Raw genomic sequence first — 18803 nt, 5'->3', positions numbered from 1 at the left:
ACTTCCTCTTTGTTCGCGGCGACGGGTCAAATATTTAAAGTGTCCCGGTCTGGCACACTTAGCCCTACCGGGCATTGAGCAACTGGTCGAGATCGACGTTGAGCGGTGCTTGGTTGAGGGGGTGAATGGTGTCCATCAGCCAGAGGGGAGCGGCAGCACTGTCGCTGGAGAGGAGAAAGTAGCGCTGCGTATTGGGGACAACGCCGATCGCAAGCGACGAGAAGAAGACCTGGTGCAGGCTTTCGCTGCGGGCTAGAGCCTCGGTGAGTGGAATCAGTTCCCGGTTGAGCACCCGGCGCAGGGCCGGGGTCATCTGCCCCAACAGATCGCACTTGGTGAGCACGATCGCAAACGGATGGGGACGGCGGTGCGCTTTCTGGGCGATAGATAGGGCAACCCCGGTAAGTTCGTCGAGCTTTGCCCGGTAGGCAATGTCGTCCATCAGCTGCGCGGCGTCGATAAATAGACAACTGCCGTCGGCGTCTGGAAGCGCTGCGCTGCTATCTGGGAGGGAGAGTTTGTGCCAGATCCAGTAGCAGACAGCGATCTCGCGCTCGCCAAAAAGCCGGGTGGGCGCGTGCAGGTTGTAGAAGTGCAGGCGCAGGGTGTCGGGGCAGCCGCTCAGCTTCGGGTAGTCGCCGTTGACCCGCACGTGCGAGAGGATCCGATCGATAAATTCACGGCTCGCCTGATCGGTGCAACTGAGGCTGAGGCTCGCCTTGCCCAGACTGCGCAACAATTCGCGGGCGCGGTAGTAGGAGGCGGCTAGAAACGTCGAGCGGCCACTCTGCGGGTGGCCGATAATCTGCAGGTGGTAGGTGAATTCGTTCAAGGGAAAATATTGACTCCTAGCGCCTGTGGCCCACCAGCCGCCGGATCGCCCGTTCGGCCACGTCGCGGTAGCGCAGTGAGCCTGAGAGAATTTTACCCATCGTGCGGGTGGCGGAGGGCTGCTGGACGCCGACGCGGTAGGCGATGCGCGGAAAGGCATAAAACACCTGAGCGAGCCGCTCCGCCCAGCGCAGGTCCTCGCCCCACTCGCGTTTGATCTGCTCGCTGTAGCGCTCCAGCGCATTCGGCTCACCCGCCAGGGCGGCAGCAATCGCCCCGGCAGCCTGCACGCCCGTGTAAAGCGACGGGCGGATGCCTTCGGCAGTGAACGGATCGACGATCCCGGCAGCCTCGCCGCAGAGGATCGCCCCCTCGGTGTGCAGCCGCGACGGACCCCGCCAGAGCAGCAGGGGGTGACCATGGAGGGTAACGCCCGCGAGCGAGAGGCCAAAAGATTCGACGTAGCGGGCGAGGGGTGTCTTGAGATCGACCTTGCGGTGGCCGAAGCTACCGATGCCGATCGAGTGGGCATTGTCCTTTGGAAAGTTCCAGAGATAACCGTCTTTGACGAGGGCAAACTCGAAGTGCGCCACGTTCGGCTCGGGAACCGGAGCGACGATCTCGACTTCGATCGCTCCGCCGATAAGTATCGCCCGCTTTTCAAGGCCCAGCCAGCGGGCCGTCGGTCCTTTGGCACCGTCGGCGGCCACCAGGTAGCGGCTGGTGAAGGAGCCTGCGGAAGTTGTCAGCTCCCAGCGATCGCCCCGACGCTCAAGGGCGGTAAGCGGGCAGGCGGTGCGCAGCTCGGCTCCCTGGGCGACGGCCTTTTTAATCAAGAAGTGATCGAAGCTGTCGCGCCGGACCATCCAGATCGGTCGCTCCAGTTCCAGCGGCGCATCGACGCGCTCCTCCATCTGCCAGGTGTAGCGGATTGTATCGACGTAGGTGGCGATGGCCGGTGACCAGTCAAAGTCGAACCACTCGGCTACCGCCGGGGAGACGCCGCCGCCACAGGGCTTGTAGCGGGGCAGAGATTCTTTTTCGAGTACCAGCACCCGGTAGCCGCGCCGGGCCAGGTGGTAGGCTGTCGCTCCACCGCCCGGACCGGCACCGATCACTGCACAGTCGTAGACTTGCGCCATTGGATCGTCTTTGTTCTGGAAGCACTATCCTGCCACAAAGTTTTTGGCGGATCTTTGAAGTATTCTCGCAACCTGTGGACACAATGGAGAGGTGAACACCTCCGCCTTGCTCATCCCTACATTGCTTATCCTGGGCAGCTTTGCCTTCCTGGGCTGGGGTTTTGTGCGGGCGCGCCGGGCGGGGCGGGTCGGTATCCTCGCCTGGTTGCAGGCGGCAATTCTCTACCTGCCCTGGATTGGCCTGTTCGCCCTGTTCTGGACCAATGTTCAGATCAACTTCGGCATCTTGATTGTGATCTTGATTGCCACCACCGGCGGCTACATCTGGGTGGGGCGGCTATTGCGGGCGGCGGCGAGCGATCAAGAAAAGCAGTTGCGCGAGCGCTACCGGGCCGAACTGGAGGCGCGCCGTCAGGCAGCCAGTGATAGCCAGGATGGCGAGCAACCGGTACAGCCCTCGGCGCTGCTGCTTGAACTGGAGGAGGCGGTCGCCATCCCCGACCCGGATCGCGAGCAACTGCAGGGCATCTTCGGCATCGACACTTTTTTTGCTACCGAGTCGGTACCTTTTCGCCAGGGTATTCTTTATAAGGGCAACCTGCGGGGCGAGACGGAACTGGTCTTTCGGACGCTGAGCGAAAAGCTGCACGCCCTCTTTGGCGAGCGCTACCAGCTGTATTTGCTCGCCGACGAGGAGAACCGACCGACGGTGCTGGTCATGCCCACCGAGCGCGATCCGTTTCAGGGGCGCAAGGTGCCGGCTGCCTTTACAGCGGCGCTGCTGGTCTTGATGTTTCTCGCGGTGTTGCTCATCTGTATACCCAACAACGTCAACCCGTTCTCGCCCGCCGGGTTGCTCCAGGGTCTGCCCATGGCAGGGGGCGTGCTCTTTACCCTTTTTGCCCACGAAGTGGGCCACCGCTGGCAGGCAAAGCGCTACGGCGTGCGCCTAAGTGCCGCCTTTTTTCTGCCCTTGCTCACGCCCTTTCCGGTGCCGCCCTCGGGCTTTGCCGTCTTTCCCGGTACCTTCGGTTCGCTGACGCGCATCGATTCGCCTCCGCCCAGCCGCCGCGCCCTCTTTGACATCGCCTTCGCCGGTCCGGCGGTGGGTGGCCTCGTCTCCCTCGCCTTTTTGCTGGTGGGCCTGCTGCTGTCGAGCGTGATCGCCACCCAGGGGCCGCTCACGATCGCTCCGGATAGCCTGAACGTGCTGGCGGGCATCCTGGTCCGGGTACTGTTAGGACCGATAGCAAAAGGCCAGTTCATCGACCTGCATCCTTTTGCGGTGATTGGCCTGGTCGGTCTGCAGATTACTGCCCTCAGTCTGCTGCCCGCCGGTCAGCTCGACGGAGGCCGGATCGTCCAGGCGGTTTATGGTCGCCGGACTGCGCGGATCACTGGCATCGTCGCCCTTGTGTTGTTAGGCTTTATCGGTCTTTTTGTGCCCCAGTATCTCTACTGGGCGGTGGTGGTGCTCCTGTTTGCCCGCACCCCAGAGCGGCCCTGCCTCAACGAATTGAGCGAAACCGACAGTCGGCGCGACGCGCTTGCCATCCTGGCACTGTTTGCGATGGCGGCAATCTTGCTGCCCCTTTCGCCCCAGATTGCCCTGCGCCTTGGCCTCGGGGGCTGAGGCCAAGGCGTTAGAATTGGAGCCGTTCAATTAACAGGTATCCTGCCGTGGCTGTAGCCGACCGTGGTCGCCGACCGGTTTTTCCTTTTACGGCCATCGTCGGCCAGGAAGAGATGAAGCTGGCCCTCATCCTCAACGTTATCGATCCCCGGTTGGGTGGGGTGATGATCATGGGCGACCGGGGCACCGGCAAATCGACCACCGTGCGGGCCCTCGCCGAACTGCTGCCTGAAATCGAAGTGGTGGCGGGCGATCCCTACAACAGCGATCCCCACAACGCCGATCTGATGAGCGACGAGGTGCGCGTGCGCAAGCTGGCGGGAGAAGCGCTGCCCATCGAGCGCCGCCAGGTCCAGATGGTCGATCTGCCCCTCGGGGCCACCGAGGACCGGGTCTGTGGGACGATCGATATCGAGAAAGCGCTCTCCGAGGGCACCAGGGCGTTCGAGCCGGGGCTTTTAGCGCGGGCGAACCGGGGCATCCTCTACGTCGATGAGGTGAATCTGCTCGACGATCATCTGGTCGATGTGCTGCTCGATTCGGCGGCGATGGGCTGGAACACCGTCGAGCGCGAGGGGATCTCGGTGCGCCACCCGGCCCGCTTCGTCCTGGTGGGCTCGGGCAACCCCGAAGAAGGCGAACTGCGGCCCCAGCTGCTCGATCGCTTTGCGATGCACGCCGAGGTGCGGACTGTCAGAGATCCCCAGCTGCGGGTGCAGATTGTCCAGCAGCGCAGCGAGTTCGACAGCAACCCCCAGCGCTTTGCCCTCGCCCACCGCAAAGCCCAACAGGAATTGTCCCGGCGTATCCTCAAAGCCCAGCAACTGCTCAAAAAAACCGAAGTGCCCTACCCGCTGCGCCTGCAGATTTCTGAAGTCTGCTCGGAGTTAAACGTAGACGGCCTGCGGGGCGATATCGTCGCCAACAACGCCGCCCGCGCCCTCGCTGCCTTCGAGGGACGCGCCAGTGTCACTGCCCAGGACATCGAGCGAATCATCGTGCTGTGTCTGCGCCATCGCCTGCGCAAAGATCCGCTTGAGACGATCGACTCCGGTTACAAGGTCGAAAAGGTGTTCCGGCGCGTCTTTAATCTGCCCGCCCCCGAGAACAACGGCACAGCGCCGGAGCGCGATCCCCTGCCCCGGTAAGTACTGTTAAGCGCAGCGAAGATTGCAACGATCAGCCTATGGACGGGTGGGCAGCTCGACTAGGATAAGGATGTACAGACCAGCTAACTTCGACCGTTGGGGGGATCCCCCAATGCCTGTCCCAGGCTAGTCTAGGACTAAAAGAAGGCTGGTTTCGTGAGCATTCCCATCCACCAAATTTTGGGAGGAAGAGTATGAATCGGTCACTGTTATCCCTCGCGGTCGTGGGTCTGGTGAGTGCCACCGGCGCTTTCTTGCCCGTGCAGGCGCAACAGTATTCAGACTACGAATACAATCGCGGCAACAACAACAGCCGCCAGTTCAACCTGGGTGTGGCAAGGCTGGCCCCTGGTACCACCATTTCGGTAGCACCGACTACCGATCAGGGCACGCTGTACCTCAACACCGATAAGAGCTACCCCTACTCGCTGATCGTCGCCGAAGACGTCTACGACGGCAACGGCAACGTCGCTCTACCAGCAGGTAGCGAAGTGCGCGGCACCTTCCGTCCGGCCAAGGGCGGTCTGCGCTTCTTTGCCGATTCGGCCAACATCAATGGCCGCTTCTACACCCTGCGCGCCTCCTCCAAGACCCTTAAGGACGTCAAGGATCCGCGCTACCAGGGTGGCGGCAAGATTGCCGGTGACGCGGCTATCGGTGCGGCGGGCGGTGCGTTGCTCGGCTGGGCACTCGGTAATCCGGGCCTCGGTGCGATCGCAGGCGGCGTAGGCGGTGCGGCAATCGGCAACGTCACCGCTCCCCAGGTGGTTGTCGTCGATGACAACAGCCCAATTGATCTCCGTCTCGAAGCGCCCCTTTCGCTGCGCTACTAGTTTGTTCAAAATCTAGACCCACCCACCCGCCTCCTGGAGGCGGGTTTTTTGTGGTTACGAGCAAGCTTCAAAAAGCCTGAATCCACTCGAATAGCTCGTAGCTCGTCCAGATCTGGTGCTGCCAGTAGGGGTCGGACTCGATGAGTTCGCGCGCCTCTGCCTCCGAATCGGTCTCGTAGACGCCAAAGACGCGGGTCAGGTCGCGGGTGGGGCCGATCGTGATCACCTTGCCCGCCGCCTTCAGCCCAGCGAGGCGGCCCAGGTGCGCCTCACGGTAAGGAGCACGCTTTTCGAGCACGTCCGGGCAGTAGGTGCCGGTAAGAACATACTTGGCCATAGTTCGATTGTGCCACGGGGCTGCGCTACTATCGGGAGACCGGGGAGGGGAGCAATGGTCGCACCGGATTTTGAGCGCTTTGCCCAGCTAACAGCCGAAGGAAACTTTATTCCTGTCTACCGCGAGATCCTCGCCGATCTCGAGACGCCTGTCTCCGCCTGGTACAGAGTCTGTGCGGAGGCGCAGCAGAGCTTTTTGCTCGAATCGGTAGAAGGCGGCGAGCGGTTGGGCCGTTATAGCTTTTTAGGCTGTGAACCCCTCTGGACGCTCTCGGCGCGCGGCGACACCTGCGAGCAGGTGTTTCGCGACGGGCACAAAATTTTGCACCGGGGCGATCCGTTTGTGGTCCTCGATCGCTGTTTGGAGCCTTATCACCCGGTTCACCTGCCGGAGTTGCCCGCCGGGATCGGGGGGCTCTTTGGCTACTGGGGGTACGAACTGATCCGCTGGATCGAACCCTCGGTGCCGGTCCACGCTGAGCCCGCCGCTCTGCCGGACGGCTTCTGGATGCAGATCGATTCGCTTCTTATATTCGATCAGATCAAGCGCAAGATCTGGGTGGTGGCCTACGCCGACCTGCGCGAACAGGACGCGCAAAGTGCCTACCAGGAGGCGAGCGAACGGGTGGACGCGCTGGTGGAGCGCCTGTCCAGACCGTCGGCGAAGGCCCGGCCCCTCAGCCTCGAATGGACGGCGGCCCCGGTAAGCCCTACGAGCAACTTCAGCCGCGAGGAGTTCTGCAGCGCCGTCGAGCGCGCCCGCGAGTACATCCGCGCCGGTGACATCTTTCAGGTCGTGCTGGCCCAGCGCTTCGCCACAGCCTACCGGGGCGAGAGCTTCGACCTTTATCGCACCTTGCGGGTGATCAACCCTTCGCCCTACATGGCCTACTACAACTTCGGCGACTTTCAGATCGTCGGCTCCAGCCCCGAGGTGATGGTCCGCCTCGACCGGCGCGAGGGGCGAGCCCTTGCCACCCTCAGGCCGATCGCCGGTACCCGCCGCCGGGGCCTCGACGACGAAGAGGACCAGTGGCTCGAAAAAGACCTGCTCGCCGATCCAAAGGAGGTGGCCGAGCACGTCATGCTGGTCGATCTGGGCCGCAACGACCTCGGGCGCGTCTGCAAGCCGGGAACGGTGCAGGTCGATGAACTGCTCACGATCGAGCGCTACTCCCACGTCATGCACATCGTCTCGAATGTGACGGGCGAACTGCGGGAGGGGGCGCGGGCCTGGGAGTTGTTAAAGGCGACTTTTCCTGCCGGGACCGTGAGCGGCGCGCCCAAAATCCGGGCGATGGAGATTATCTACGAGCTGGAACCTTTCTGGCGCGGTCCTTACGCCGGAGCCTACGGCTACTACAGCTTCGACGGCCAGCTCAATACGGCCATCACGATTCGGACTCTGGTAGTTGCCAATAATCAGGCGACGATTCAGGCCGGGGCGGGGCTGGTAGCCGATTCTGTTCCACTCGTCGAGTACGAGGAAACCCTCAGCAAGGCGCGGGGAATGCTCGAAACGATCGCCCGCGCCCAGCAGGCATCGCCCTGATGGTGAACGCTCTGGAAGAGACCGATCGGGCGGTGGGAGAGCGCAGCTTGCAGTAATAGCACCACCAGAGCCGCGAGGGCAGCCAGGAGGATCATCCGCCAAGCCAGGTGCCTGCGCCCGGCGGTGGGCTTTTTGGGGGTGTCCGGCTCAGACGGAACCGTGGCAGGCAGGGCGATCGGCTGTTCGGAGAGGATCACCTGCCGCCAGTCTTCTGCCGGGGAAGTGGGTGCAAAAAGGGTCGGAGTGGTCATCGCCGCCTGCAATCGGTCGCTCACCTCGGCCATGGTCGCAGGCCGCTCGTCGCGCTCTTTGGCCAGGCAGGCCATCACCGTCCGGGCAAAGGCTTCGGGCACCTCCGGGCTGAAAGCGCCCAGGTCGATGGGCGGCAGGTGGTTGTGGGCGTGGTACCAGCCACCGAAGGAATTGGTCTGGGGCGAAAAGGGCAGCCGGGCGGTCAGCATCTGGTAGAGGATGACCCCGAGCGAGTAGATGTCGGAGCGGCAGTCGAGCGCTTCGCCGCGCAACAACTCGGGAGAAGCGTACTGGGGGGTGCCGACAAAGCCCGACTGGGTGTGCAGCGTCTCCTGCACGTCGCCTACTACCTTGGCGACGCCAAAATCGAGTATCTTGACCGTCTCACCGAGGCGGCCCTCGTCGATGACAAAGATGTTGCTGGGCTTGATGTCGCGGTGGATGACGCCACTGAGCTGGCGTCCGCCCACCCGCGTCTGCAGAGAATGGGCAAACTGCAGACCTTCACACATCTGAACGGCCAGATTTAAGACCCGCTCAAGGGCGAGCACGCCCTCGCTCTCGATGAGTTGCTTGAGGCTGCGGCCTTCGAGGTACTCCATGACCAGGTACGGCTGGCCTGCATCCACGCCGTAATCTGTGACCTGGATAATCCGCGAGTGCTTGCCCAGGATGGCGCTGAGTTGTGCTTCTTGCTCGAACCACTGCCGCAGGCGGGTCGCCAGTTGCGGGTTGCTCAGTAGCTGCAGCGAGAGCAACTTGATCGCCACGATCTTGCCGGCAAGGCGCGTATCGATCGCCTGAAAGACTCTACCCATGCCGCCACCGGCGACGAAGCGGCTGATGCGGTAGCGCTCGCCGAACAGCCGACCGATAGGAGAATCGAGGCTTTCATTCAAAGGGAAGTTTCCACCGTCTGCGGCAATGGCCAGTTCCATTATGCGCATCAACATCTCCTGCTCCTCCGCCTGGGAAACTGCCGGTCGAAAGCAACGAATGCAGACAATCTACCGGGGCTTTACAAGATCGCCTGCACCGCAAATCGCAAAAAATCAGAAAATACCTGGTCGCACTCCGCATCTGGGGCCGGTAGCGGTCACCTCTTGAGCGGCGACGTCCTTATTATAGCGGACATTTGTCCATAATTCAAGGCCAGCGAAGGAGGTGGCCAATCCTGTAACCTGGAAGAGGAGAGGCAGGAGCGCGCCGATGGATACGGCTTCTGGGAGCAGGATGGGCATCTGGATACGCAACGGCATTGTCGCTGTAGCGACGGTGCTGATCGCGGTGCTCGTCTTTTTTGCCTCGCGCAGCCAGTCGCCCTCGCTGGCCCAGATGGCGACGACGGCGGTGCCCCTCGAGCAGGCGCTCACCAGCGGCAGGCCGACCTTTGTCGAGTTCTACGCCGATTGGTGCAGCAGCTGTCAGACGATGGCCCCGGTAATTGCTCAGCTCAAAGAGCGCTATGGCAGCCGGGCCAACTTTGTGATGCTCAACGTCGATAATCCCCGCTGGCTACCCGAACTGCAGCAGTACAAAGTCTACGGCATACCCCACTACGCATTTTTAGACGACCGGGGGCGGCCCCTCGGGTCGGTGGTCGGTCTGCAGCCCTCGACCGTCTTAGCGGACAACCTGAGCGCTCTGGTGGCGGGAGAACGGCAACTGCCCGGCCTGACAGCGGCTCCTGGCCGCACCTCCACCTTCACGCCGCCCAAACGCGCCGTGCAACCTACCGATCACTCGTAGCGAGGGAGCGTTGAGCGAGTCTTTGCAGTTGTGGTTCTATCAGTTGCAGCAGGGGGCCGAGCAACTGGCAAAGGCCCAGCTGGGCCAGATCTCGCCTTTGAGCTTTTTGCTGCTGTACGCAATCGGCCTTGCCACCAGCTTTACACCCTGTATTCTTTCGATGTTGCCGGTGACGATCGGCTACATCGGCGGCTACCAGTCGCGCTCGCGCAGCGAATCGCTCATCCAGTCGGCCTGGTTTGCCCTGGGGCTGGCCGTCACGATGACCAGCCTGGGCCTGGTGGCGACGCTGCCGGGGGTGATCTACGGCCAGGTCGGCACCGGCTGGTTCATCGCCATGGGCGCACTGGCGATCTTGATGGGGCTGAACCTGCTGGGCCTCATCCCGATCCGCCTGCCGCAGTGGGGGGGCTTCGACTTCGACAAGGACACTCCCCAGTGGCTCAAGTCCCTGCTCACAGGGCTCACCTTCGGCCTGGTCGCCTCTCCCTGTTCGACGCCTGTGCTGCTGAGCCTGCTCGGTTGGGTCTCGACCACCGGCAATCCGCTGGTGGGCGTCGGCTTGCTCTTTGCTTACTCGCTGGGCCACGCCACGCCGCTCGTTCTTGCCGGAGCCTTTACTGGTGCCCTCAAGGCGTTGCTCTCGCTCAGGCGCTGGTCGGGGCTGATCAACCAGGCAAGCGGCGTGCTGCTCATCTTTACGGGCACGATCGCCATCTTGAATCTGCTGCACCGGTAGCTGGAGCGGCCCTAAGCGGCGTCACCGGAATAATCTTCCAGCTCACCCTCGTAGCCGTAGCCGCCATCGTCCGTCGTACCCTGGTCACAATCGTCGCTGGCAGCGATGAACTGCTCTGCGCCCCCCTCCTGGTTATAGCTGTCCGAATAATCGCCGCCAAAGCCGCTGTCGTAGCCGTCCGCGAAAGCCTGATCGTCCTGGTCCTGGTCGTCCGGGTTGTCTGCGACCTGGTAATCGCCGCCAAAGTTTTCGTCTGAATAGGCATCGGAGAATGCCTGACCATCTTGCTCAAAATCAGGGCCAAAGCCGGACTGCTCACCTTCGCCGTCTGGATCTTGAAACTGGGGATCGCCCGCACCGAAGGCACTCATTTCGGAATAGGAGCCGTTCTCGTCGCCCACTCCATCCCAGCCGTCGAAGCCGGAATAGTTAGCGAACGCTTCTTGCTGGTCTTGCTCGATGTCGCTGCCCATAAAGCCCGCTGCACCGAATGGCTGCTCGGCGGGCTTGAAATCTGGCGCGTCGTCCTGGTCGTCGAAGGGCTGGGGGGCGGAGCGCAGGTCGGGGGTTTGGGGCTCATCGCTGTCGCCAAAGGGGGCAGAAGCTGACTTGAAGGGTGGCGCGTCGTCTGCGTCTTCGAGCGGAACCGGAGCAGGCCGCAAAGGCGGCGGTGCAGTGTCAGTCTCACCGTCGCCGAAGGGCTGGGAGGCCGAACGCAAGGCAGGAGGCTGCTCCCCGGCGGGTTTGTTGTCTGCCGGGTCGGGGTTGAGGGGCTCGGGTGCTTCCTTCATCCAGGGCGGTGCGCCGACCCAGGGCCGAAGCGGCGATCGCCGCTCGGTCTCCAGTCCCGTCTCGTTCTCGTTGCCGGCCATGCATTCCTCCAGGGACAAACCGTTCTCAATCTATCAGTTTGATCCGTAAAAGTCCAGCAAATATCTGGAGCGCTTCTCTTCCCACGGCGGTTGGCCTCGCCCAGGTGGGAGACTTCAGGCAATCGAGAAACGGAGTTTCAAAAAGAGCAAATCCTTCTGGAGCCTCTTTTGCGGAATACTATCCCCTGCTATTTCTCCTACCCAATTGAAGAGCGACCTGCCAGGGATCAACCTCTGAGTGGATGAAGATTGTCAAAAGCCGAAGTTTAATCAAGAAAGAATATAGCTGCTTTTGATGGTGACTGAACACGTACTCATTCTTGGAGGCCAGGGACGAATCGGCAGCAGCGTCGCCGCCGATCTCGTCGCCTACACGCAGGCGGAGGTGGTGATCACGGGCCGCTCCGAAAAAACCGGGGCGGCCTTTGCCCGCCGCCTCGGACCACGGGTCCGCTTTCAACAGCTGGATCTGCAGGACCGGGCGGCCCTTGAAACGGCAATTGCCCAGAGCCAGTTGGTCATCCACTGCGCCGGTCCCTTTCAGTTTCGAGATGCCTCTGTTCTTGAGCGCTGCATCGCTCTGGGCGTCAACTATCTGGATGTGAGCGACAACCGCGCCTTTACCATCGGGGCGCTCGCCCTCAGGCAGCGGGCGCAGGAGGCCGGGGTGACAGCGATCGTCAACTCGGGCATCTTTCCGGGCCTCTCCAACAGCATGGTGCGCCAGGCTGCCGAACAGCTCGACCAGCCCGAGACAATTCATCTGAGCTACGTCGTGCAGGGTTCCGGCGGAGCGGGGGTGACGGTCCTGCGCACGACCTTTCTTGCGCTGCAGCATCCATTCAAAGTCTGGCTCGATGGCCGCTGGCAGGAGGTCGAACCCTACAGCGGGCGCGAGACCGTCTACTTTGGCCAGACACCGGCCCACGTCTACTGGTTCGATATGCCCGAAAGCTACACCCTGGCCCAGACCTTTTCGGTGCGCTCGGTGATTACCAAGTTCGGGGTCGAGCCCGACCTGTACAACCACCTCACCGCCCTTGCCGCCGAGCGCTTTCCAAAAAACTGGTTCGCCAACCCGGATGTCGTCGAATTTCTTTCCCAGGTGAGCCACGCGATGACTGCCGTCACCGATGCTTTTAGCGGCGTCGGCGTGCGCATCCGCGCCCAGGTGAGTGGCATCAAGGATGGCCAGAGCAGCCTACGCACCGCCGTCCTCTCCCACCACAACACGACGGTCGTCTGCGGCATCGGCACCGGCAGCCTGGCCGAACTGATGCTGAACGGCAAGGTAAATAAGCCCGGCGTCTGGACGGTAGACGAAGCCCTGAGCACCCCCCTCTTCGAGCAGATCGTCACAAACCGCCGGCTCGTCGTCCAACTGGACTGACCGGGCGAACCGCACTACGAGCGGGCTGCTGACTGCTGACGGGGTGCCGCACCCAACAGCGACGGCAGGTGGTACCAGGGCACCTGGGGGTACTCGTGGTGCTCCCAGTGGTAGCCAAAGTGGTAGCAACTGATGAACGACCAGAACGTACAGAGGCGGTTGCTGGTGGCGCGGTGACGGTTGTGGTAACCGCCGTGGGGACGGCGGTGGGGCAGGTAGGTGCCGAAATAAAACAGCTGCACCGAGCTGAGCACCAGGGGCAAAAGCCAGAACAGCAGCAGGTTGATTGCCGGTACCGCCAGAAGCCAGAGGCAGCCGACGCACAGGAGAGCCAGAGCCACAAGCTGCCGGACGGCGTGCTCGCCCGCCATGTACTCCTGCATAAAGTTGAGATACCACTGCCCAAAGCCAGTATGTCTACCGTCGTGGTAATCCGGGTCTGAGGCGGTGGCCGGGGCGCGGTGGTGTTGCTGGTGTTTGACGAGCAGTTCCCGGTAGGGCAAAAAGGCGTACAGGGCAACCGCCAACCGGCCTACCAGGTCGTTGAGACGATGGTTTGTTGTACAGACGCTTCTGTGCATCGCATCGTGGGCGGTGATAAACAGGCCCGTGTGCAAGAAGGTTCTAAGCAAAACTGCACCGGCGATCGCGGGAATGGGCAGCTTATGCACCGGTAGCCAGAACAGGGACACGGCACTCAGGCACCAGGCGGCAACGATCGTGCCTGCCCAGAGCAGCCCCACGTACCTGTTGCGCAGTTCGGCTGTGGGTCGCATAAAAGATTTACTCATACAAAAATTTGTCATTTCCGCGTCTGTTTACCTCCCGCGCACAGGATACTGCCGCCTGGTTGCCTTACTGCTTGCATCCTAAGATTTCACTTTGCAACTTGCTGTCTACCTTGAGTAGCGATCCGTTCCCTGCCGCACTGAAGATCTCTGGCCCGAATCGGCTCAATGGCGGGCGGCCTGAGGATTTTGGCCGCCCGCCACTTTTTTTGCCGGCTCCTGAAGATACCAATTCCGTTACCTGCCCCTGCTAACCTGATGCAAGACTTACCGGGTAGAGCCGGTTGTGGGGCAACCATATGCAGCAGATCAGTATCATTGAGGCGATTGTGCTGGGTTTTGTGCAGGGGATCACCGAGTACCTGCCCATCAGCAGCACGGCCCATCTGCGGGTGGTACCGGCGCTATTGGGCTGGGGCGATCCAGGCTCCGCCTACTCGGCGGTGATCCAGCTGGGCAGCCTGCTGGCAGTGCTCACCTACTTCCGCAAAGATCTGACAGAAATTGTCACCGGAACGGTGAAAGCCTTTCGCTCCGGCGATACGCGCTCGCGGGACGTGCGGCTTTTCTGGAGCATTGTCCTCGGCACCATCCCGATCGTAATTGTGGGCCTGATCCTTAAAAAGACCCTCGAAGCGCCCGATTCGCCGTTGCGGGCGCTGAGCGTGATTGCCGTCGCCTCGATCGTGATGGCGGCCCTGCTCTGGCTGGCAGAAGTCGTCGGTAGCCGCAAGCGAACGATCACCGGCATCCGCATCCTGGATGGGCTGATTATCGGCACCGCCCAGACCCTGGCCCTCGTCCCCGGCGTCTCCCGCTCCGGTTCCACCCTCACCGCCGCTCTGTTGCTGGGTTTTCAGCGCGCCGAGGGGGCTCGCTTTTCTTTTTTGCTCGCCATCCCGGCGATTTTTTTGAGCGGTCTATTGGAACTGAAGAAACTGTTCGAGGACGGCCTCGGAAGCGGCGGAGCGCTGCCGGTGATCGTGGGCTTTATCTCCTCGACGATCTTCAGCTACCTGGCGATTGCCTGGCTGCTCAAGTTCTTGCAGACCCGATCGACCCTCGTCTTTATCCTTTATCGCTTTTTATTCGGCGCGGCCCTGCTCGCCCTGCTGGCGATGGGCAAGATCGCCAACATCGAACCGGCCAGTACTCCCAGCGCGTTACTCGATAATTCTGGGCACGCGGAAAAAGTCGTCCTCGCGCTCGGGAGCGTTCGCGAGAATGCGCTCGCGCTCGACGCAGGGTTCAAGCTGGTCGGGCCGCACGACATTGTTGACCTCGATGGCGCGGGTCGTGGGCGCAACGCCTTCGGTATCGACCTGCTGTAGTTCTGCCACATAATCGAGGATCGATGAGAGCTGTCGGGTAAATAGCTCCTGTTCCTGCTCGCTGATTTCGAGGCGGGCGAGGGCGGCGACTTTTTTGACCTGTTCGCGGTCGATCATCTCTGTCTTGCTCGGGCATCGGTTTTCGGATTATATCAATCTCGCCGTTGCCTACCGGGCGGCTGCCCCAGCTTCGAGGGGACTATTGAGCTTGAGCTTGAGAACAGTTCCTCGCTTGATCACCACCTCGCCGCCGGGACTGTTGAGCACGACCGCCGTCGCTGCCGCTGCGCCGCCCGTACCGCCTAGAGGAACGTGGGCAGCCTTGCCCAGGTAATGACCGGCCACTGCACCGCCGATGATGATCCCGGCGTTGCGCAAAAAGGTGCCTTTGGTCTTGGTCTCCAGCTTTGAATCGACCAGCGAAGCGTCGAGGGGCAACCGGGTACCGTTGGTGAGCACGATATCGTCGAAGACCAGATGCAGCTGGGCCCTGGTGCCCTTTGCCGCCTTGACCACCCCTTCGAGGTGCCCTTCGATCTGAGAATCTTTGAGAATCGGGTTGCCCCCGAAGAGCGGATTTTTCTCCCGCAGCGTAAAGCGCTCCTGGTCGTGGTTGTTGGCGGTGGAGATTTCTTGCTGCAATTTGGCCTCAAAGGTCGTACCCGCCGGTACAACATTTGGCGTTGAACTGGTCGCTGTCTGCGCCAGGGCAGACGGCCCTGAAAGCATCGCCGCAAACAGCAAAGAAAGACCAGCCTGTAGATAACTCTTCATCGCTCACCTCCTGCACTGAGGGGGACTGTAAATCACGCTAGCACGGCTCTGTGGCGCTCAGATGGCGATTTTTATTCACTGGGCCGGGCGGTCTTTTTTCTTTTCTTGCTGCCACTTGCGCCAGAGGGACCAGCCAAGATAGACGACGACGAAGAGGTTGATGAGTAACAGCGCCACCTTACCGAACGAAAACTTTTTAACCAGTTCGACAAGCTCAACGGGCAAAAGCGCAGCCGTCTCCAGCACCAGGAAAATCTCGACCCAGCGCTTGCCCTCCCAGACCCCCCAGCCTTCTATGAGCGTCACCGCCGAATAGACGAACAAAAAGACGCCCACCCGCTTGAGCTGGGTCCCATCGACCGAAGGCAACAGCCCGACCAGGAGCGTCCAGATGTGGCTGCGGGCGGAGATCCCCAGTTCCGAGAGCACGAACTGGATCGGTTGGTTGATGCCCTTGAAGCGCAAAACCTCGACGCCGAGAGCCAAAAAAACGAGCACAACGCCCCAGATCAGTTTGTGGAGGGCGATGAGAAACGTGCCCAGGGGGCGGTTGGCCACGGTGGTCACAGGCGGCCTCCGTTGTTGCGATCGAGGTGGTACTGGGCGATCAATTGCTCCAGCTTTTTTACCCGGTTCGGCGGACTTGGGTGCGAGGAGAGAAATTCGGGATTGGAGGGCAGATTCTCCAGTTTGCGCAAAAAATCCGGCAGCGAGCGCGGCGGATAAGGGGTACGCGCCAGGGTGAAGAGTCCCCGCCGGTCAGCCTCGTACTCGTCGGCGCGGCTGTAGCGCAAAAAAAAGAGCTTTGCGCCGATGTTGACCAGGGCGCTGTGCTCAAGGCCCAGGGCCGCCTCACCGGCCTGGGTGATTGCTGCGTCCTTCATCTGGCGCAGGGCGTGCTTGGCGGCGATGTGGCCCATTTCGTGGGCCAGCACCCCGGCCAGTTGTGCGTCGTTATCTACTGCCCGCAGTAGCCCCGTGGTGACGTAGACGTAGCCGCCCATCGTTGCAAAGGCGTTGATCGACTTGTCGGCGACGACCTGGACAGTGTAAGGAATGTTGGGCCGATCACTCGCCTGGGCAACTACCGCAGCGACATCCTGCACCCGCCTGAGAGCCGCACTGGCAGGAACCAGCCGGATCTGGCCGGAGCGGACCAGTTGGCGGTTGATCTCACTGCCGAGCTGGACTTCCTGGCGATCGGAGAGGCTGGAGAGGGTAAAAGCTTGCAGCAAATTCTCCAGGACACCCCCCTGGGCCAGCACAGCGGGAGCAGGGAGGGCGAGGGTAACGGTGGCAGCAAGCAGCAAAGCGGGAAGCAAACCCTTGCCCATGGTTTTGTCAGTAGCTAAATCTGCTGGAGATTAAAACACCTGCGCGCCAGAAGCGCTACATGCTTCTGGACTTAACTTTTTACCGTCAGCTGATCGTTCACCTGCATCACGCCATCAACGGACTGGGCGTCTTCGAGGATGCGGCGGCGCAGGGCGTCGCTTTTGACCTCGCCCCTCAGGGTGACGATGCCCCGGTTGCTCTGCACATCGATCGAGAAGTCGTGTACGAGCGGGTCGGCAGCAAGGATGCTCTTGACCTTGGCGGTGAGTCCCGCATCGCCGGCGCTGACTTTGGCATCGTCCAGCTTGCGGTTGACGGTATCGGTCGCCTCGCGGGTCTGGGCACTGACGGCCCGGCCCGCTTCCTCGACGGACTTGTTGGCGTATTCGAGCGAGCGCTCTGCTGAGGTGCGGCTCTCGGTATTGGGCGCACAACCGGCCAGAATCATCAGTCCAAAAACCAGAACTGTAAAACGTGGGAGGGAAAAAGCAACTTGCATCGCCTTACCTGTCAGGATGAACTACCTTCTACCCACTATAGAAAATGTGACCTACCCCTGACCCTCAATCTGCGCGCCCCAGTGGGGCGCAGTCGATACTGATAAGCCAATCTCATCGTGAAGGAAGGGCCGACGGCTCACTTAGCCTCTTCTTCCAGCAGCACGACCGCGTAGCAGGCCATCGCCAGCCCTTCGCCGATGGGGCCGAGGCCCTCGCTGGTGGTCGCCTTGACACTCACCCGGTCGAGGGGCAGATCCAGGGCGCTGCTGAGACTGGTACGCATCGCCGGGATGTGGGGAGCAAGTTTGGGCCGCTCCGCCACCACCACCGCATCGACGTTGACGGGCCGGTAGTGCTTCTCGCGCACCAACTCCAGCACCTTTGAGAGCAACAGCAGGCTGGAGACGTTCTTCCAGCGCGGCTCGCCGGGCGGAAAGTGCTGGCCGATATCGCCGAGGCAGGCGGCACCCAGCAGGGCGTCGGTGATCGCGTGGGTGAGCAGGTCCGCGTCGCTGTGGCCCAACAGACCCAGGTGATAGGGAATCTCGATGCCCCCCAGGACGAGCTGCCGTCCCTCGACCAGGCGGTGAAAGTCGTAGCCGTTGCCGATGCGCATAGAAGCTTATTGCGATGCCGGGTTTAGAGTAGCACTCTGAAAGACCCCGGTGAAGGCAATCAGCTCGCGGTTGAAGCGCTCCGCACACTCGATCTGGGGCAGGTGACCGCAGTCTGGCAAAATCGTTTTTTTGTAAGCGCCCAGATGGCGAGCGAAGGACTCGGCCCAATGCACCGGCAGGATCTGATCGTTCTCACCCCAGAGAATCAGGACCGGACAGCGGACGCGCCTTAGATCGGCGGGGCTGAGCGTTCCCTCGGGGGCAAGGCGCAGCAGAGCCGGAGCGGCGATCCCACCCAGCACACTCTGCTGCACGAGCGGGTCGATGCGCTCCGGATGGTGAAAGACCGAGGCGAGCAGCATCTCCAGCAGGTTCGACGCGCCAGGGGCAAGTCTGAGCTTCGGCGGGCGAACGGGCATTCCCGCCAGCCCGGCGCTCGCCACCAGACAGATCCCCAGGACTCGATCCGGGCGGTGCAGGTACGCCTGCAGCGCCACCCAGCCGCCCAGGCTGTTGCCGACCAGGACAGCTGGGGAGGAGAGCGATCGGGCCAGATCCGCGCCCATCCGGCGGGGAGTGAGACTCCCTTCGCTCAGTCCCGAGCGGCCATGACCGGGTAGATCGATGGCCGTGACGCGACAATTGGCGGCAGCCAGGGCGGGCATCGTAAACTGCCAGTGCCGGGCAGTGCCCCCCAGGCTATGCAACAGGTAAACCGGTAGACCGCGACCAGCGATCTGGCTGTAGATGGAAACGCCGTTCCACTGTTGAAACTGTTCGATACAGGAATAAGCCAGCTCTCCCCCCCGTGCTGTCGCTTTTTCTCCCCTCAGCCTAGCGTAGCTGTAGTCTGCAACACAGAACCGCGCCAGGAGATCCAGCACTATGCAGTGCATTGGGTCCATGCGCCTCCCCACCCAAGCTAAAAATAAGTGGTCCGGTCTCATAACCTGGCCACTTTTTTGTTTCCGTCGGTATTAT

General features: G+C 61.8%; 20 protein-coding genes and 1 pseudogene. 8 read left to right on the top strand and 13 right to left on the bottom strand.

The window, feature by feature from the left end; all coding sequences use genetic code 11:
• Window positions 1–64: 64 nt before the first annotated feature.
• Together GKIL_RS16170 and GKIL_RS16165 are read right to left on the bottom strand one after the other, a co-directional pair.
• Entirely contained in the window at window positions 65–832 is a 768-nt protein-coding gene (locus GKIL_RS16170) for a hypothetical protein (protein ID WP_023174842.1), read from the bottom strand.
• 16 nt (window positions 833–848) lie between these two features.
• Window positions 849–1973, bottom strand: a complete 1125-nt coding sequence (locus tag GKIL_RS16165) for a geranylgeranyl reductase family protein (RefSeq protein WP_023174841.1) — start codon at window positions 1971–1973, stop codon at window positions 849–851.
• Between the two features lie 91 nt (window positions 1974–2064).
• On the opposite strand from GKIL_RS16165, the gene GKIL_RS16160 reads away from it, so the two are divergent.
• The 3 genes from GKIL_RS16160 to GKIL_RS16150 all read left to right on the top strand — a co-directional run bounded on the left by GKIL_RS16160 (window position 2065) and on the right by GKIL_RS16150 (window position 5587).
• The gene (locus GKIL_RS16160; RefSeq protein WP_023174840.1) at window positions 2065–3606 is read left to right on the top strand and encodes a site-2 protease family protein; all 1542 of its coding nucleotides are present in this window, start codon (window positions 2065–2067) and stop codon (window positions 3604–3606) included.
• Between the two features lie 47 nt (window positions 3607–3653).
• Entirely contained in the window at window positions 3654–4754 is a 1101-nt protein-coding gene (gene bchI / locus GKIL_RS16155) for a magnesium chelatase ATPase subunit I (RefSeq protein WP_041244007.1), read from the top strand.
• 194 nt (window positions 4755–4948) lie between these two features.
• Window positions 4949–5587: a TraB/TrbI/VirB10 family type IV secretion system protein gene (locus GKIL_RS16150; protein ID WP_023174837.1), complete on the top strand. Its 639-nt coding sequence runs from the start codon at window positions 4949–4951 to the stop codon at window positions 5585–5587.
• Window positions 5588–5654: 67 nt separating this feature from the next.
• Here the strand turns inward: GKIL_RS16150 and GKIL_RS16145 are convergent, their stop codons facing one another.
• Complete coding sequence (locus tag GKIL_RS16145; RefSeq protein ID WP_023174836.1) at window positions 5655–5924, bottom strand: YciI family protein; 270 nt, start codon at window positions 5922–5924, stop codon at window positions 5655–5657.
• A gap of 54 nt (window positions 5925–5978) precedes the next feature.
• Between GKIL_RS16145 and trpE the strand changes: the two genes are divergently transcribed.
• Complete coding sequence (trpE, locus tag GKIL_RS16140; RefSeq protein WP_023174835.1) at window positions 5979–7475, top strand: anthranilate synthase component I; 1497 nt, start codon at window positions 5979–5981, stop codon at window positions 7473–7475.
• Here the strand turns inward: trpE and GKIL_RS23775 are convergent.
• Window positions 7358–8680 carry a serine/threonine-protein kinase gene (locus GKIL_RS23775; protein ID WP_081705281.1) on the bottom strand — a complete coding sequence of 441 codons (1323 nt, stop codon included), beginning with the start codon at window positions 8678–8680 and terminating at the stop codon, window positions 7358–7360. The two genes, trpE and GKIL_RS23775, sit on opposite strands and share 118 nt — an antisense overlap.
• A gap of 256 nt (window positions 8681–8936) precedes the next feature.
• On the opposite strand from GKIL_RS23775, the gene GKIL_RS16130 reads away from it, so the two are divergent.
• On the top strand, window positions 8937–9476 hold the full coding sequence (locus GKIL_RS16130) for a thioredoxin domain-containing protein (RefSeq protein ID WP_023174833.1): 540 nt from the start codon (window positions 8937–8939) through the stop codon (window positions 9474–9476).
• Between the two features lie 10 nt (window positions 9477–9486).
• Window positions 9487–10215 carry a cytochrome c biogenesis protein CcdA gene (locus tag GKIL_RS16125; RefSeq protein WP_023174832.1) on the top strand — a complete coding sequence of 243 codons (729 nt, stop codon included), beginning with the start codon at window positions 9487–9489 and terminating at the stop codon, window positions 10213–10215.
• An 11-nt stretch (window positions 10216–10226) separates the two neighbouring features.
• Here GKIL_RS16125 and GKIL_RS16120 read toward each other — a convergent pair whose 3' ends face one another.
• Window positions 10227–11087, bottom strand: a complete 861-nt coding sequence (locus tag GKIL_RS16120) for a hypothetical protein (RefSeq protein ID WP_023174831.1) — start codon at window positions 11085–11087, stop codon at window positions 10227–10229.
• 298 nt (window positions 11088–11385) lie between these two features.
• On the opposite strand from GKIL_RS16120, the gene GKIL_RS16115 reads away from it, so the two are divergent.
• Window positions 11386–12477 carry a saccharopine dehydrogenase family protein gene (locus tag GKIL_RS16115; RefSeq protein WP_041244896.1) on the top strand — a complete coding sequence of 364 codons (1092 nt, stop codon included), beginning with the start codon at window positions 11386–11388 and terminating at the stop codon, window positions 12475–12477.
• 14 nt (window positions 12478–12491) lie between these two features.
• Here the strand turns inward: GKIL_RS16115 and GKIL_RS16110 are convergent, their stop codons facing one another.
• A complete protein-coding gene (locus tag GKIL_RS16110) occupies window positions 12492–13268 on the bottom strand; it encodes a fatty acid desaturase (protein ID WP_041244006.1) in 777 nt (258 codons plus the stop codon).
• Window positions 13269–13564: 296 nt separating this feature from the next.
• Here GKIL_RS16110 and GKIL_RS16105 point away from each other — a divergent pair.
• Window positions 13565–14329, top strand: a pseudogene (locus GKIL_RS16105) (undecaprenyl-diphosphate phosphatase); the annotation flags it as partial.
• A 99-nt stretch (window positions 14330–14428) separates the two neighbouring features.
• Here GKIL_RS16105 and gatC read toward each other — a convergent pair.
• The 7 genes from gatC to GKIL_RS16075 all read right to left on the bottom strand — a co-directional run bounded on the left by gatC (window position 14429) and on the right by GKIL_RS16075 (window position 18727).
• Window positions 14429–14713 carry an Asp-tRNA(Asn)/Glu-tRNA(Gln) amidotransferase subunit GatC gene (gene gatC, locus GKIL_RS23770; protein WP_023174827.1) on the bottom strand — a complete coding sequence of 95 codons (285 nt, stop codon included), beginning with the start codon at window positions 14711–14713 and terminating at the stop codon, window positions 14429–14431.
• A gap of 51 nt (window positions 14714–14764) precedes the next feature.
• Complete coding sequence (locus GKIL_RS16100) at window positions 14765–15370, bottom strand: hypothetical protein (protein WP_023174826.1); 606 nt, start codon at window positions 15368–15370, stop codon at window positions 14765–14767.
• 75 nt (window positions 15371–15445) lie between these two features.
• Window positions 15446–15937 (bottom strand): DUF2127 domain-containing protein, encoded by a 492-nt coding sequence (locus GKIL_RS22895; protein WP_023174825.1) that lies wholly within the window; start codon window positions 15935–15937, stop codon window positions 15446–15448.
• Window positions 15934–16704: a M48 family metallopeptidase gene (locus tag GKIL_RS16090; RefSeq protein ID WP_023174823.1), complete on the bottom strand. Its 771-nt coding sequence runs from the start codon at window positions 16702–16704 to the stop codon at window positions 15934–15936. The genes GKIL_RS22895 and GKIL_RS16090 overlap by 4 nt, the downstream gene beginning before the upstream one ends.
• A gap of 71 nt (window positions 16705–16775) precedes the next feature.
• Window positions 16776–17153 carry a BON domain-containing protein gene (locus tag GKIL_RS22890; protein ID WP_187293832.1) on the bottom strand — a complete coding sequence of 126 codons (378 nt, stop codon included), beginning with the start codon at window positions 17151–17153 and terminating at the stop codon, window positions 16776–16778.
• 188 nt (window positions 17154–17341) lie between these two features.
• Window positions 17342–17821, bottom strand: coding sequence for a 2-C-methyl-D-erythritol 2,4-cyclodiphosphate synthase (gene ispF, locus GKIL_RS16080; RefSeq protein ID WP_023174821.1), 480 nt, complete (start codon window positions 17819–17821; stop codon window positions 17342–17344).
• Window positions 17822–17827: 6 nt separating this feature from the next.
• Window positions 17828–18727: an alpha/beta fold hydrolase gene (locus GKIL_RS16075; protein ID WP_187293831.1), complete on the bottom strand. Its 900-nt coding sequence runs from the start codon at window positions 18725–18727 to the stop codon at window positions 17828–17830.
• Window positions 18728–18803 lie beyond the last annotated feature (76 nt).

Origin of the sequence: Gloeobacter kilaueensis JS1, from assembly GCF_000484535.1 — a bacterium.
Lineage (GTDB): Bacteria > Cyanobacteriota > Cyanobacteriia > Gloeobacterales > Gloeobacteraceae > Gloeobacter > Gloeobacter kilaueensis.
Note: the sequence above shows the minus strand (reverse complement) of the source record. Positions and strands in the feature narration are given on the sequence as shown.